A 13992-nucleotide genomic window follows, 5' to 3' on the forward strand; every position below is an offset into this window, starting at 1 on the left:
GGATGAAGGCTCTGAGGGGGGCGGGTCAGAGCCGTGGGAAGACACCGCCGGAGGCGTCGTCCAGCCCGAGGAACAGCAGCGTGTCCTCGTACTGGACCGGCGCGCCGTCGGCGGCGACGATCTCGCTGACCAGTCCGTGGCACTCGGCCAGCACCGGGTTCATCAGCTTCATCGCCTCGATGATGCCGACCTGCTGTCCCGGCTCGACGACGTCGCCGACCTGCACGAACGGCGGCGCCCCCGGCTCACGCGACCGGTAGAAGGTGCCGACCATCGGAGCGGTCACGGCCACCACGCCCTCCGCCCCCGCCTCCCCGGCACCTTCCTGCCCGGCCTCGGCGGGGTCCCGGCCGGCCGGCCGGGCCTGCGACCACTCCACGTCGACGGCCAACGTGGCCGTGGACACCCTGATCCGGCGCAGGGGGGCGGGCCCGGCCTGCCCGAGCTGGGCGGCGTGCCTCACCACCCAGGCGAGCACCTGCTCGCCCTCGTCCGCGTGCCTGGTATCGGCTGTCATGCACGTCCTCCTTCCAACTGCCCAACTGCCCAACTGCCCAACTGCTCGGCACTGCTCGGCACCGCCGCCCCGCTCACCCGCACCGGCCCGGACGGCGGCGTACCGCCACGGGCCGGGCGGCCCGCGTACGACCGAGGCGTCAGCGGCGGGTTCCGAAGAGGCGGAACCTGCGCCTGCGCGCGCGGATCAGGTCGTCGGGCGCCAGCGGCACCAGGTCGTGCAGCGCCCGCGTGACCGCGCCCCTCACCAGGCGGGCGGTGAGCGACGGGTCCTGGTGCGCGCCGCCGTCGGGCTCGGGGACGACGGCGTCGACGACGCCGTGGCGCAGCAGCTCGCGCGCCCCCAGCCGCAGCGCCCCGGCCGCCTGCGGCGCGGCCGAGGCGTCACGCCACAGGATGGCGGCGCAGCCCTCCGGGCTGATCACCGAGTACACGGCGTTGCCCAGGGCCAGCACCCGGTCGGCCACGCCGAGGGCGAGCGCGCCCCCGCTGCCGCCCTCGCCGGTGACCACGGCCACCACCGGCACGCGCAGCCGCGACATCAGGCGCAGGTTCTCGGCGATGGCGTGGGCCTGGCCGCCGGCCTCCGCCTCGACCCCGGCGTGGGCGCCGGGGGTGTCGATGAGCGTGACCACGGGCAGGCCGAGCTTGCCGGCCAGCCGCATCAGCCGCGCGGCCTTGCGGAACCCCTGCGGGGATCCCATGCCGAAGTTGCGGGCGACCAGCTCGCGGGTGTCGTGGCCCTTCTGGTGGCCGATCAGCACGACCGGCACGCCGTCCACCGTCCCGACGCCGCCGACGATCGCCGGGCAGTCGCCGGCGACCCGGTCGCCGCGCAGCTCCAGGAAGTCGTCCAGCAGGCAGCTCGCGTAGTCCAGCGTGGTGGGCCGCCCGGGGTCGCGCGCCAGCGTGACGGTGGCCCAGGCGTCCCGCTCGGGAAGCTCCTCCGGACGCGTCACCAGCGGGGGCGCGCTCGTCCGCCACTCCCCCGGCACCGGCCGCCCGCGTGCCGCCCAGGCGGCGGCGCCGACCAGGCGGGCCAGCAGCGGGCGCAGCTCCGCGCGGCGCCGCACGCCGTCCACCAGGCCGCCGGCGAGCAGCGTCTCGGCGGTCTGGAAGCCGGCGGGCAGCGCCTGGCCGATGGTGCCGGCGATCACCCGGGGGCCGGCGAAGCCCATGTGCGCGCCCGCCTCGGCGACGATGACGTCGGCAAGGGTGGCGTAGGAGGCGGCGACGCCGCCGTAGGTGGGGTCGGTGACCACCGAGACGGTGAGCAGCCCGGCGTCGTCGAGGTCGGCCAGCGCCTGGCTGGTCTTGGCCATCTGCATCAGCGCCAGCGAGCCCTCCTGCATGCGCGCGCCGCCCGAGGCGGTGACCAGCACCAGCGGGGTGCCGGTCGCGAGCGCGTGCTCGGCCGCCGCGGTGATGCGCTCGCCGACGGCGCAGCCGAGGCTGCCGCCCATGAAGGCGAAGTCCATCACGGCCGCCACCACCGGAAGGCCCCGGACGGCCGCGGTGACGCACAGCACCGCCTCCTCCAGGCCGGTGCCTTCCCGTGCCTGCCGCAGCCGCAGGGCGTAGGGGCGGGTGTCGGCGAAGCCCAGCGGGTCCTCCACGGTGGGAGCCGCGCCGAGCGGGCTCACCGAGCCGGCGTCGAAGAGCTGGGCGATCCGCTCCCGCGCGCCGAACCGGTCGTGGTGCCCGCACTCGGGGCAGACCCGCAGGCTCCTGCGGAAGTGCTCCCCGTACATGGGGCTCCGGCAGCCGGGACAGGCGGTCCACAGCGAGGAGCCCGTCGCGGCGGAGGTCGCGGTCACGCCGCCGCCTCCCCGGTCCCCGGCCGGCAGGCCTCTGCTCGCATGTGCGCTCCTCACGTCCGATCCGCGAAGGTGGCCCGGCGCCGGTGACGCGCGGCGAACCCCCGTACCGGCCCACCATCCGCCGCGCCGCTGGACCGGCGCTTGGAGGGCGCTTGGACGGCGATGGAGCGGCGCTGGTCCGGCGGCGCCTGGGGCGAGTGCGGAGCGCGACCGTTCACCGCCGGGCGCGGAACCGGGAAGCCCGGACCGTGCCTCGCTGATTTATGCCGACTTAAGGCTATTTTTCCGGCCAAAAAGGAAGTCGGTGGCCGGCATTCCAGCACCCGGAGAGGTGGTGGCCGCTATTCGCCGGGCCCGCCCTCGGGGCGCGGTACAGCGGCAGACCAGCACTTTTTCGTAGATTTGGTGTTGATAAGCCTTTTTTCCGGAAGTTCCGATAAGCGGGTTCATCTAAATTCGAGAGGTCCACCAGCTCCGGACGTTACGCGGGCGCGGTGCGGCGGTGCATGGACGACGTCCCCGATCATCTGCGGAGATCACATGGAATTCCGGGTGCTGGGTTCGCTCCAGGTCGTCGACGGCTCCTGCGACCTGACCCCGAGCGCCGCCAAGGTGCGCGCGGTCCTGGCCATGCTGGTCCTGCGCCACAACCAGATCGTCTCCACCCGCGAGCTCATCGACGAACTGTGGGGCGAGCGCCCGCCCGCCACCGCCCTGGCCACCCTGCACACCTACGTCTACAAGCTGCGCAAGATGATCGGCACCGGCGGGCCCGCGTCCGTGGTGACCAAGCCCTACGGCTACCTGCTGGCCACCTCCCCCGAGACCATCGACGTCTACCGCTTCGAGCGGCTGGTCGCCGACGGGTGGAGCGCCCTGGAGCGCGACGAGCCCGAGCACGCCACCGACGCGCTGTTCCACGCCCTGGCCCTCTGGCGCGGCCCGGCCCTGTCCAACCTGGCGGCCGGAGAGCTGCTGTCGGCGCAGATCACCCGCCTGGAGGAGAGCAGGCTTCGCGCCCTGCAACTGCGCCTGGACGCCGACCTGCGGCTGGGCAGGCACCGGGAGCTGATCAGCGAGCTGAAGGAGCTGATCGCCACCCACCCGCTCAACGAGGACTTCTACGCCAAGCTGATGACCGCGCTCTACCAGTCCGGCCGGCGCGGCGAGGCGCTGGAGGTCTACCAGAACCTGCGCCAGGTGCTGGTCGGCCAGCTCGGCCTGGAGCCGTCCCCCGCGCTGTGCCGCCTGCAGCAGCGCCTGCTTTCGGCCAACCCCGGCCTGGAGCACCCGGGCCCGGAGGACCCCGGCCTGGCCCTGCGCGAGATCCCCCCGCGCGCCCCCGTCCAGGCCCCCGCGCCCAAGGCCGTGCGACCGGCCCAGCTCCCGCCCGACATCGCCGACTTCGTCGGCCGCGGCGAGGTCGGCGACCGCATCGCCGCGACGCTCGCCCACACCGCCCACTCGGGCACCGCCGTCCGCGTGATCTGCATCAGCGGGATGCCCGGCGTCGGCGAGACCACCCTCGCCGTGCACGCCGCCCACCGGGCCCGCCCCGACTTCCCCTCCGGCCAGTTCTACGCCCAGCTGGACGGCCCCGGCGGCGGCTCCGACCCCGGGCAGGTGCTGGCCGGCTTCCTGCTGGCCGCCGGGATGCCGCCCGAGCGCATCCCCGCCGACCGCGACGAACGCAGCAAGCTGTTCCGCACCTGGTGCAGCGACCGCCAGGTCCTCATCGTGCTCGACGACGCCACCGGCGGCGCGCAGATCCAGCCCCTGCTGCCCGGCTCCCCCGGCTGCGCCGTGATCGTCACCAGCCGGTCCGGCCTGCACGGCTTCGCCGGCGCCCACGTCGTCGAGCTGGAACCGCTCAGCCCCGGCGAGGGCCTGGAACTGCTCGGGCGCATCATCGGGCCCGAGCGGCTGGAGGCCGAGCGCGCCGCCGCCGAGCGCATCGTCCACCTGTGCGGCGGCCTTCCCCTCGCGCTGCGCTGCGCCGGATCCCGGCTGGCCGCCAGCCAGGGACTCACCCTCGCCAGCCTCGCCGAACGGCTGCGCGACCCGCGCGCCCGCCTGGACAACCTGTGCGCGGCCGGCCTGGACGTGCGCGCGGCCTTCCGCGCCGCCTACGAACGGCTGCCCGACCCCGAGCGCGGCCTGTTCCGCCTCCTGGGCCTGCTGCGCACCCCGCACGTCACCGTACGCCAGGCCGGCGCGCTGCTCGGCTGCGACCCGGGCCACGCCGAGCGCCTGCTGGCGGGACTCGCCGCGACCTCCCTGCTCACCGCGGAACCGGGCCCCTCGGACGAGATCCGCCACACCATCCACGACCTGCTCGCCCTGTACGCCCGCGAGTCCCTGGACCACGAGCTCGACGCCCACCTCGACCCCGCCCCCGACCGGCCGGCCACCGGGGCGGCCGCCGCCCACCCCCCGATCCGCCCCGTCACGCTCCCGGCGCCCGCCGAACGCGTCAACGGCACCGCCACCCGCGTCCTGGGCCCCTGAGACCGGCCGCCACCGCCCGCCACGAGCACCACCGGCCTCGCCGCGCACCGGGCCGGTGGGCCCCGCGACCGCGCCCGTGCGACCGCGGCGTCCGGCACCCGCCGTCGCGGCACCAGTGCTGCATCAGCGCCAGTCAAGGACGTCCGGCCAGCATTGCTCCCGAAGCACGAAAGGAGACCTGCGGTGCATCGGACGCTGATAGTGGCGAGGATGGAGCCCTCCGAGACGGAGGCGGTCGCCAAGATATTCGCGGAGTCGGACGCGAGCGATCTGCCCCACCTCATCGGAGTGTCGCGGCGGACCCTGTTCCGCTTCCACGACCTGTACTTCCACCTGGTCGAGGCCGACCAGGACATCACGCCCAACCTGTACAAGGCGCGCAGCCACCCGCTCTACGGCGAGATCAACCAGCGGCTGAGCGAGCACATCCGGCCCTACGACCCGAACTGGCGCGAACCCAAGGACGCCATGGCCGAGCCGTTCTACACCTGGGAGGCCGAGGACCGTGTCTGAGATCCGCCTGACCAAGGTCGCCGTCGACGAGGTCGCGCCCAACCGCCGCCGCGGCGGCGACATCCGCGTCCTGCTCAGCCCCAAGACCGTGGGCTCCACCTCCGGCTTCATGGGCGTCGCCTACCTGCAGCCCGGCGAGCACTTCGTCGAGCACTACCACCCCTACTCCGAGGAGTTCATGTACGTCGTCCGGGGCACCGTCGTGGCCCGCGTCGACGGCGGGCAGGAGATCGTCCTGCGCCCCGGCGAGGGCATGATGGTCCCCAAGACCGTCAAGCACCGCGTCGAGAACCGGGGCGACGAGGAGGCCTGCATGGTCTTCCACGCCAGCCCGCTCGCGCCCAGGCCCGACCTCGGCCACGTGGACACCGAGCAATCCGCCACCGAGCACGCCGGCCATGCCCGGCCGGCCGGCGACGCCGCGGCAGGGAGCCCGCGGTGAACGATGTGGACACCCGTCCCGCGGCACGGCGCCGGCCCATCAGACGGCCCGGCGCCGCCCGCCCGGCGTCCACGCGCCACGAGCGGCGCGTGGTCATCACCGGCATCGGCGTCGCCGCCCCCGGCGGCATCGGCGTCAGGGCCTTCTGGGACCTGCTCACCGCCGGGCGCACCGCGACGCGCGCCATCACGCTCTTCGACGCGACGGGCTTCCGGTCCCGCATCGCCGCCGAGTGCGACTTCGACCCCGGCGCGCACGGGCTGTCCCCGCAGGAGATCCGCCGCATGGACCGCGCCGCCCAGCTCGGCGTGGTCAGCACCCGCGAAGCCCTGGCCGACAGCGGCCTGACCAGCCACGACGTACCACCCGAACGCCTCGGCGTCACCATCGGCAGCGCCGTCGGCTGCACCATGGGCCTGGAAGAGGAGTACGTCGTCCTCAGCGACGGCGGCAGGCGGTGGCTGGTCGACCCCGCCTACGGCGTCCCCCAGCTCTACGGGTACATGATCCCCAGCACCCTGGCCGCCGAGATCGCCTGGGCCGGCGGCGCCGAGGGCCCCGTCGCCCTGATCTCCACCGGCTGCACCGCCGGCCTCGACTCGGTCGGCCACGGCTACCAGCTCGTCAAGGAGGGATCGGCGGACGCCGTCGTGGCCGGGGCCACCGACGCCCCCATCTCGCCCATCACCGTGGCCTGCTTCGACGCCATCAAGGCCACCTCGCCCAGCAACGACGACCCCGAGCACGCCTCACGCCCCTTCGACCTGGACCGCAACGGCTTCGTCCTCGGCGAGGGCTCGGCCGTCATGATCCTGGAGGAGCGGGCCGCCGCCACCCGCCGGGGCGCCCGCATCTACGCCGAGATCGTCGGCTTCGCCAGCCGCAGCAACGCCTACCACATGACCGGCCTCAAACCCGACGGCCGCGAGATGGCCGAGGCCATCACCACCGCCATGGGACAGGCCCGGCTGAATCCCGCCGACGTCGACTACATCAACGCCCACGGCTCGGGGACCCGGCAGAACGACCGCCACGAGACCGCCGCCTTCAAGGCTGCCCTCGGCGCCCGCGCCCGCCGCGTCCCCGTCAGCTCCATCAAGTCGATGATCGGCCACTCGCTGGGCGCCATCGGCTCCATCGAGGTCGCCGCCTGCGCGCTGGCCATCGCCAACGGCGTCGTGCCCCCCACCGCCAACCTGCACACCGCCGACCCCGAGTGCGACCTCGACTACGTGCCCCTCACCGCCAGGGAGCAGCCCGTCCAGACCGTGCTGAGCGTCGGAAGCGGCTTCGGCGGGTTCCAGACCGCCATGCTCCTCGCGGGGGGACACGGCCGCCGCCGCACCCGCGGCACCGCACCGAAAGGCGACGACCATGGCTGAGCGCACCGCTCCCGCGACCCGGCCGGTGGTGACCGGCATCGGCGTCGCCGCGCCCAACGGACTCGGCACCCAGGCGTACTGGTCGGCCACGCTCGACGGCAAGAGCGGCATCGGCAGGATCACCCGCTTCGACTCCGACCGCTACCCCGTCCGCGTGGGCGGCGAGGTGAGCGAGTTCGACGACACCGAACACGTCCCCAGCCGCCTGGCCGTGCAGACCGACCACTGGAGCCACCTCGGCCTCACCGCCGCCGACATGGCGCTGCGCGACGCCGCCCTGGACCCCGCCGGCCTGGCCGAGTACGAGATGGCCGTCGTCACCGCCAGCTCCTCCGGCGGCACCGAGTTCGGCCAGCGCGAGATCGAGAAGCTGTGGTCCCAGGGCCCGCGGTTCGTCGGCGTCTACCAGTCCATCGCCTGGTTCTACGCCGCCACCACCGGCCAGATCTCCATCAGGTACGGCATGCGCGGCCCCTGCGGCGTCATCTGCACCGAGCAGGCCGGCGGGCTGGACGTCGTCGCCCAGGCCCGGCGGCTGCTGCGCCAGGACGCCCGCATGGTCGTGAGCGGCGGCACCGACGCCTCACTGTGCCCGTACGGGCTGGTCGCGCAGATGTCCAACGGCCTGCTCAGCACCCGCGACGACCCCGAACGCGCCTACCTGCCCTTCGACGCCGACGCCTGCGGGTACGTCCCCGGCGAGGGCGGCGCCATGCTGGTCCTTGAGACCGAGGCCGCCGCCCGGGCCCGCGACGCCCGCCCCTACGGCGCCATCGCCGGATACGCCGCGACCTTCGACCCAAGGCCGGAACCGGGAGGCGAACCCGTCTCCAACCTGCGGCGCGCCGTCACCGGCGCCCTGGACGAGGCCCGCCTCACCCCCGACCAGGTCGACGTCGTGTTCGCCGACGCCATGGCGGTGCCCGAACGCGACCGGCTGGAGGCCCAGGCCATCTCGGCCGTCTTCGGCCCCTACGGCGTGCCGGTCACCGCGCCCAAGACCATGACCGGGCGGCTGTACGCCGGAGGCGCCGCGCTCGACCTGGCCACGGCGCTGCTCGCCATCCGCGACGGCGTCATCCCGCCGACCGTGGGGGTGCGGGCCACCGCGCCCGCCTGCGACCTCGACCTGGTGCGCACGATCCCGCGCGACGGCCCGGTGCGCACGGCGCTGGTGCTGGCCCGGGGGCACGGGGGCTTCAACGCCGCCATGGTGGTCACCGCCACCTGACCCCCGCAGGCGCTCGCCCGCCCGCAACCCCAGAACCCGCCGGCCCGCGCGGCCGGCGCCCGCCTCGTCACGGCACGCAAAGCGCCTGGCGTGCCCGGCACGCCCAGGCGACCCGACTCGCGACAACGGAGAGCGACATGACCACATTCAGCCTCGACGACATGAGACGCATCATGGGCGGCTGCGCGGGAGTACCGGAGAGCGTCGACCTCGCCGACGACATCGGCGACGTCACGTTCGTCGAGCTCGGCTACGACTCGCTGGCCGTGCTGGAGATGGCCGCGCGCATCCAGCAGGAGCTCGGGGTGCGCATCCCCGACGACGCCGTGGACGAGATGAAGACCCCGCAGGCGGCCGTGGACTACGTCAACCGCCGGCTCGCGGCCTGACAACCGGAGGGTGCCGACATGGCAGGACACGTGGACAACGAGATCATCATCGCCGGCCCGATGGATCTGGTGTGGAGCATGACGAACGACGTCGGGTCCTGGCCCGCGCTGTTCAGCGAGTACAAGGCCGCCGACATCCTGGAGCGGAACGGGCCCACCGTCCGCTTCCGGCTCACCATGCATCCCGACGCCGACGGCAACGAGTGGAGCTGGGTCTCCGAGCGCACCCCCGACCCGGCCACCAGGACCGTGCGGGCCCACCGGGTCGAACCCGGCTGGTTCAAGTACATGAACATCTTCTGGGAGTACACCCAGGTGCCCGACGCGGTGCGCATGCGCTGGGTGCAGGACTTCGAGATGAAGCCCGACGCGCCGCTCAGCGACAAGCAGATGACCAAGCGCCTCAACGAGAACACCGTGGTCCAGATGAACCGGATCCGGCAGCTCGTCGAGGAGGCGGCCGACCGCATCTCGCCCGTCCGCATGTGACCGACCGGCGGGCAGGGCCGCCCGGCCCCCGCGACAACCAGTCCGACGCGCAGAAGAGAGCAGGCATGAACGACAGTGACAACGTGTACCGCGTCATGGTGAAGATGCGGATCCACCCCGGCATGGAGCGGGAGTTCGAGAAGACCTGGCAGGACGTCGCCGCCACCATCGCGCGCCACCCGGCCAACGTCGGCCAGTCGCTGGCCAGGAGCCCCGACGAGGACGGCATCTACTACATCGTCAGCGACTGGCAGAACGAGGACCGCTTCCACGAGTTCGAGCACAGCCCCGAGCACGCCGCCAACCGCATGCGGCTGGACCCGTACCGCGACCCGGCGGGGACCTCCATGATCCCCATGACCGTGTCCGCCCGCCTCGCCGCGCCGCCGGCGTCCGGCCGCGTCCGGGTCGCCCTGTACCTCAACGAGCCCGACTCCGACCGCGGGTCGGTCGAGCACGCCTACCACCAGATCAGCACGATCCTGCGCGGCAGGCCCGGGCTGCGCGGCAACGAGCTGCTGCGCTCGCTGCGCGACCCGCGCCGCTTCGCCGTGCTCAGCGAATGGGACGACGTCCCGACCTACCGCGAGTGGGAGCGCAGCCCCGAGCACCTTCCGACCACCTCGCCGCTGGCGCGCTACCACGACAAGGGCCTCGGGATCTTCGGCTCCTACGAGGTCCTGGCCGCGTACTGACCCGCGCCCGGACCCGACACCGGCGCCCGAACGCGGCGCCGGACGACCACGACGGAGGTATTCCATGCCGTACGCAATGCTCACCTTCCGCATCAAGCCCGGCCACGAAGAGGAGCTCACGCGGCTCTTCGCCGAAGCACCCACCCTGGAGACGCCGGTCGTCACCAACGACCGGGGCGAGGAGACGGCCCGGCTGATCGGGACGGGGGTGTTCGTCAAGGACGACGTGCTGGTGCGGCTCGTCCACTACGAGGGCGACTTCTCCGGCATCGCCCGTCACCTGGCGAGCCAGCGGCACGTCCACGTCATCGAGGACAAGATCGCTCCTTTCCTGGCCGGCACCCGCGACACCGGCACGTCCGACGGCTTCGCGGCGTTCTTCCGCAACGCGGGCATGCGGTGCCTCACCCAGTCGTCCAGCGAGGCGCAGTCCACCCGGTTGTGACGACGGCGCGCTCGGCGGCCCGCGCGGCCGCCGAGAGGGAGCCCGGGCACGATGCGCCCGGGCTCCCCGTCCGCCTGGCACCATGGCCGTGACGAAGGGACACCACAAATGCCCCACGATGAGGACATAGAGGTCCTGGAGGCCGTCGAACGCGAGACCCGCGCCCTGTTCGCCCAGGCCGACCGCCTGGTGCGGGCCCTCGCCGCGCGCGTGGGCATGAACGCCGACGCCTTCCGCTGCCTGTCGGAGCTCTCGCGCCGGGGGCCGTTGAGCGTGCGCCATCTGGCGACGGTCACCGGGCTCACCGAGGAGGCGGCCGGCCGGGTGGTGGCCGCGCTGGAGGCCGACGGCCTCGCCGAGCGCCGCCCCTCGCCCGACGGGCGCGCCGTCGCCGTGCACGCCGACCCGCTCGCCCACCGCGCCCGCACCGACCCGGCCCTGCGCGAGCTGCGCGAGGCCTGGCACCCCCTGGTCCGCCGCCGCTGCGACGACCTGGAACTGGTCGCCGGGCTGCTCTCGCGCAGCCGCCGGTTGACCGATCTCGTCGATGGTTGGCGCACCTAGCCGCGTCCTTTACATTGTAGATCACTATCGGCGGCGAGCCTCGGACGGCCCGGCGGGAGCTTAGGATCGGCGGGTGGACGTGCCCGCCCTGCCGCAGGACCCCGCCGTCGGCGCCGTCGCGCCCGCGACCGATCCCTACAGCGTCTACCTCGACGCGCTGACCGGCGCGGAGTCGCGGCGCACCATGCGGGGCTGCCTTGACCGGATCGCCCGCGTGATCACCGGCGACGAGGCCGCCACCGGCGCCGGGCAGCCATGGCACCTGCTGCGCTACGAGCACACCGTGCGCATCCGCGCGATCCTCACCGAGCAGGGCTGGTCGCCGTCCTACGTCAACAAGCACCTGGTGGCGCTGCGCCGGGTGATGCGCGAGGCCTGGCGGCTGGGCCGCATGAACGCCGAGGACTACCAGCGCGCCGCCGACCTGCCCACTCTGCAGCACACCCGGCTGCCGGCCGGGCAGCACGTCCCCGCCGAGGTGGTGGGCGCCGCCCTGGACGCCTGCGACCGCGACCCCTCCCCCGCGGGCGTGCGCGACGGCGCCCTGCTCGCCGTGCTGTACTCCACCGGCTGCCGGCGCGCCGAGATCGCCGGGCTGGGCCTGGCCGACTACGACGTGGCCGCGCGCTCGCTGCGCGTGCGCGGCAAGCGCGACAAGGAACGCCTGGTCTACCTCACGGCGGAGGCCGTCGCCCGCACCGAGGCCTGGCTGGCGGTGCGCGGCCCGGCCGGCGGCGCGCTGTTCTGCCCGGTCAACAAGGCGGGCCGGCTGCGCGCCCCCGGCGGCAGCCCCGCGCCCATGACCGGGCAGGCGATCGCCGACATCGTCTCCCGCCGCCTGGCCGCCTCGGGCGCCGCCAGGCGCACCCCGCACGACTTCCGCCGCACGTTCATCGGCGAGCTCCTGGACGCCGGCGTCGACCTCGCGACCACCCAGGCCCTGGTCGGCCACGCCTCCCCCGTCACCACCGCCCGCTACGACCGCCGCCCCGAGACCCGCCGCAGGGAAGCCGTCGACCGCCTCCGCCTTCCCCCCGCCCGCCCTCTGCGCCCCGGCGCGGCCCCGCATCCCCGCCGCGACCAGCCATAGCCCGCTCCGCTAGCGGAAGCGGCGGCGGCCCAGTACCAGCAGGATCTCGCGCAGGGCGTCGGCCGCGTGGCGGACGGCCTCGTCGGGGATGCCCGTCATGATCTCCTCGTGGACGCGGCCCGACGCGGCCATCGCGCGCTCGGTGACACGCACGCCTCGTTCGGTGAGGCGCACCCAGCGGCTGCGGGCGTCGCCGGCGTCCGCCTCGCGCTCGACGTACCCCGCCGCGGTGAGGCGCTGCAGGACGTTGCTGGTGCCGCCCGAGGTCAGCAGGAGCGACCGGGACAGTTCGCTGGGCCGCAGGCGGTACGGCTCCCCCGCGCGGCGCAGCGCGGCCAGCACGTCGAACTCGGCGTAGGTCAGGCCGATCTCGGCCAGCTCGGCCTTGAGCGCCTGCTCCAGCAGGACGCCGATCCGCGAGACCCGCTTGCCGAGCTCCAGCCTGGCGACCGCCTCGGGCGGCAGGTGCTTCTCCCACTCGGCCGCCAGCGCGTCGACCTGGTCACGTTCGCCATGGTGCACGGCACGAGCGTACATCTCCCGATATTGCTTTTAGAAAAGCTTTCTCGTATGGTTTCGGCATGCCTTCGACTCTCCTGATCAAGGGCGGCGTCGCCGTCGACACCGATCCGGTCATCTCCGCCGTCGCCGACGTGCTCACCGAGGACGGCCGCATCGCCGCCGTCGGGCCCGGGCTGCCCGTGCCCGAGGGCGCGGAGGTGATCGACGCGCGGGGCATGATCGTGCTGCCGGGCTTCGTCGACGCCCACCGGCACACCTGGCAGGCCGGCATCCGGGCGATCGGCCCCGACCTCACCCTCCCCCGCTACGTCGAGCGCGTCATCGGGGAGCTGGCCGGGGCCCACCGGCCCGAGGACGTCTACGCGGGCAACCTGGCGGGCGCCCTGGAATGCCTGGACGCGGGCGTCACCACGCTCGTCGACTGGTCCCACGTGCAGCTCACGCCCGAGCACACCGCCGCGGCCGTCGAAGCGCTGCGCCACTCCGGCATCAGGGCCGTGTTCGGGTACTGCTACGGAGGGCCCGGCAGGCCCGGCGCGCTCGCGGCCGCGGGCCGCCGGGTGCACGAGGAGCACTTCGGCTCCTCCGGCGGCCTGGTGACCATGGCGATCGCCGCGCTCGGGCCGGAGTTCGCCGGCGAGGAGCACGCGCTGCGCGAGTGGCGGCTGGCCCGCGAGCTCGGCCTGCCGCTGACCGTGCACATGGGCGGGCTCGATCCCGAGCGCGCGCGGTGGGGGCTGGAGTTCCTGGAGCGCGAAGGCCTGCTCATCCCGGGCACGAATTACGCCCACGGCAACCACTACTCCGACGAGGCGCTCAAGCGGATCGCCGGCAGCGGCGGCGGCATCTCGGTCTCACCGGTCGTGGAGGCCGAACTGGGGTTCGGCATCCCGGTCACCGGCCGCGCGCTGGCCGCGGGCGCCCCGGCCGGGCTGGGGGGCGACACCGTCGTGAGCGGCCCGGGGGACATGTTCAGCCTGATGCGCGCCGCGTACGCCCTGGAGCGGGCCCGCCCCAACCTCGGCTTCACCACCCGCGACGTGCTGCGGGCTGCCACCCTGGAAGGCGCGCGGCTCGCCGGGCTCGGCGACGCCGCCGGCTCCCTCGGCTTGGGCCGGCACGCCGACCTGGTGCTGCTGCGCACCGACCTGCTCGGCATGGCGCCCGCCCACGACCCGGTGGGCGCGGTGGTGCTCTCGGCCGACACCCGGGCGGTCGACACCGTCATCGTCGCCGGCCGCGTCGTCAAGCGGCACGGCCGGCTGTTGCACCACGTCGTCCAGGACGTGCTGGCGCCGCTCGCCGCCTCGGCGGCCCGCCTCGCGGCCACGCCCCGCGCGCGGGCGGTGTAGCCGGCGCGCCCCGGCACGGACCGTCCGGGCCCGC

General features: G+C 74.2%; 15 protein-coding genes. 12 read left to right on the forward strand and 3 right to left on the reverse strand.

Annotation, left to right across the window (positions count from 1 at the left end; all coding sequences use genetic code 11):
- Positions 1-25: 25 nt before the first annotated feature.
- On the reverse strand, positions 26-517 hold the full coding sequence (locus PYR91_RS12100; RefSeq protein WP_279779709.1) for a biotin/lipoyl-containing protein: 492 nt from the start codon (positions 515-517) through the stop codon (positions 26-28).
- Between the two features lie 139 nt (positions 518-656).
- On the reverse strand, positions 657-2333 hold the full coding sequence (locus PYR91_RS12105) for an acetyl-CoA carboxylase carboxyltransferase subunit alpha (protein WP_279779711.1): 1677 nt from the start codon (positions 2331-2333) through the stop codon (positions 657-659).
- A 543-nt stretch (positions 2334-2876) separates the two neighbouring features.
- On the opposite strand from PYR91_RS12105, the gene PYR91_RS12110 reads away from it, so the two are divergent.
- The 11 genes from PYR91_RS12110 to PYR91_RS12160 all read left to right on the forward strand — a co-directional run bounded on the left by PYR91_RS12110 (position 2877) and on the right by PYR91_RS12160 (position 12084).
- Positions 2877-4844, forward strand: coding sequence for an AfsR/SARP family transcriptional regulator (locus PYR91_RS12110; protein ID WP_279779712.1), 1968 nt, complete (start codon positions 2877-2879; stop codon positions 4842-4844).
- 183 nt (positions 4845-5027) lie between these two features.
- The gene (locus tag PYR91_RS12115) at positions 5028-5357 is read left to right on the forward strand and encodes a TcmI family type II polyketide cyclase (RefSeq protein ID WP_279779713.1); all 330 of its coding nucleotides are present in this window, start codon (positions 5028-5030) and stop codon (positions 5355-5357) included.
- Entirely contained in the window at positions 5350-5799 is a 450-nt protein-coding gene (locus PYR91_RS12120; protein ID WP_279779714.1) for a cupin domain-containing protein, read from the forward strand. The genes PYR91_RS12115 and PYR91_RS12120 overlap by 8 nt, the downstream gene beginning before the upstream one ends.
- Before the next feature lie 38 nt (positions 5800-5837).
- Positions 5838-7181: a beta-ketoacyl-[acyl-carrier-protein] synthase family protein gene (locus PYR91_RS12125; protein ID WP_279779927.1), complete on the forward strand. Its 1344-nt coding sequence runs from the start codon at positions 5838-5840 to the stop codon at positions 7179-7181.
- Positions 7174-8412, forward strand: coding sequence for a ketosynthase chain-length factor (locus tag PYR91_RS12130; protein ID WP_279779715.1), 1239 nt, complete (start codon positions 7174-7176; stop codon positions 8410-8412). Before PYR91_RS12125 ends, PYR91_RS12130 begins: the two co-directional genes overlap by 8 nt.
- A gap of 137 nt (positions 8413-8549) precedes the next feature.
- Positions 8550-8801 carry an acyl carrier protein gene (locus tag PYR91_RS12135; RefSeq protein ID WP_279779716.1) on the forward strand — a complete coding sequence of 84 codons (252 nt, stop codon included), beginning with the start codon at positions 8550-8552 and terminating at the stop codon, positions 8799-8801.
- Positions 8802-8819: 18 nt separating this feature from the next.
- Complete coding sequence (locus PYR91_RS12140; protein ID WP_279779717.1) at positions 8820-9290, forward strand: SRPBCC family protein; 471 nt, start codon at positions 8820-8822, stop codon at positions 9288-9290.
- Between the two features lie 65 nt (positions 9291-9355).
- On the forward strand, positions 9356-9985 hold the full coding sequence (locus PYR91_RS12145; protein ID WP_279779718.1) for an antibiotic biosynthesis monooxygenase: 630 nt from the start codon (positions 9356-9358) through the stop codon (positions 9983-9985).
- Between the two features lie 64 nt (positions 9986-10049).
- Complete coding sequence (locus PYR91_RS12150; RefSeq protein WP_279779719.1) at positions 10050-10430, forward strand: SchA/CurD-like domain-containing protein; 381 nt, start codon at positions 10050-10052, stop codon at positions 10428-10430.
- Positions 10431-10538: 108 nt separating this feature from the next.
- Complete coding sequence (locus PYR91_RS12155) at positions 10539-10994, forward strand: MarR family transcriptional regulator (RefSeq protein ID WP_279779720.1); 456 nt, start codon at positions 10539-10541, stop codon at positions 10992-10994.
- A gap of 73 nt (positions 10995-11067) precedes the next feature.
- On the forward strand, positions 11068-12084 hold the full coding sequence (locus tag PYR91_RS12160) for a tyrosine-type recombinase/integrase (protein WP_279779721.1): 1017 nt from the start codon (positions 11068-11070) through the stop codon (positions 12082-12084).
- A gap of 9 nt (positions 12085-12093) precedes the next feature.
- Here PYR91_RS12160 and PYR91_RS12165 read toward each other — a convergent pair whose 3' ends face one another.
- Positions 12094-12606, reverse strand: coding sequence for a MarR family transcriptional regulator (locus PYR91_RS12165; protein ID WP_279779723.1), 513 nt, complete (start codon positions 12604-12606; stop codon positions 12094-12096).
- Positions 12607-12665: 59 nt separating this feature from the next.
- On the opposite strand from PYR91_RS12165, the gene PYR91_RS12170 reads away from it, so the two are divergent.
- A complete protein-coding gene (locus PYR91_RS12170) occupies positions 12666-13958 on the forward strand; it encodes an amidohydrolase family protein (protein ID WP_279779725.1) in 1293 nt (430 codons plus the stop codon).
- Positions 13959-13992 lie beyond the last annotated feature (34 nt).

This window comes from Sphaerisporangium sp. TRM90804 (assembly GCF_029846175.1).
GTDB lineage: Bacteria > Actinomycetota > Actinomycetes > Streptosporangiales > Streptosporangiaceae > Sphaerisporangium.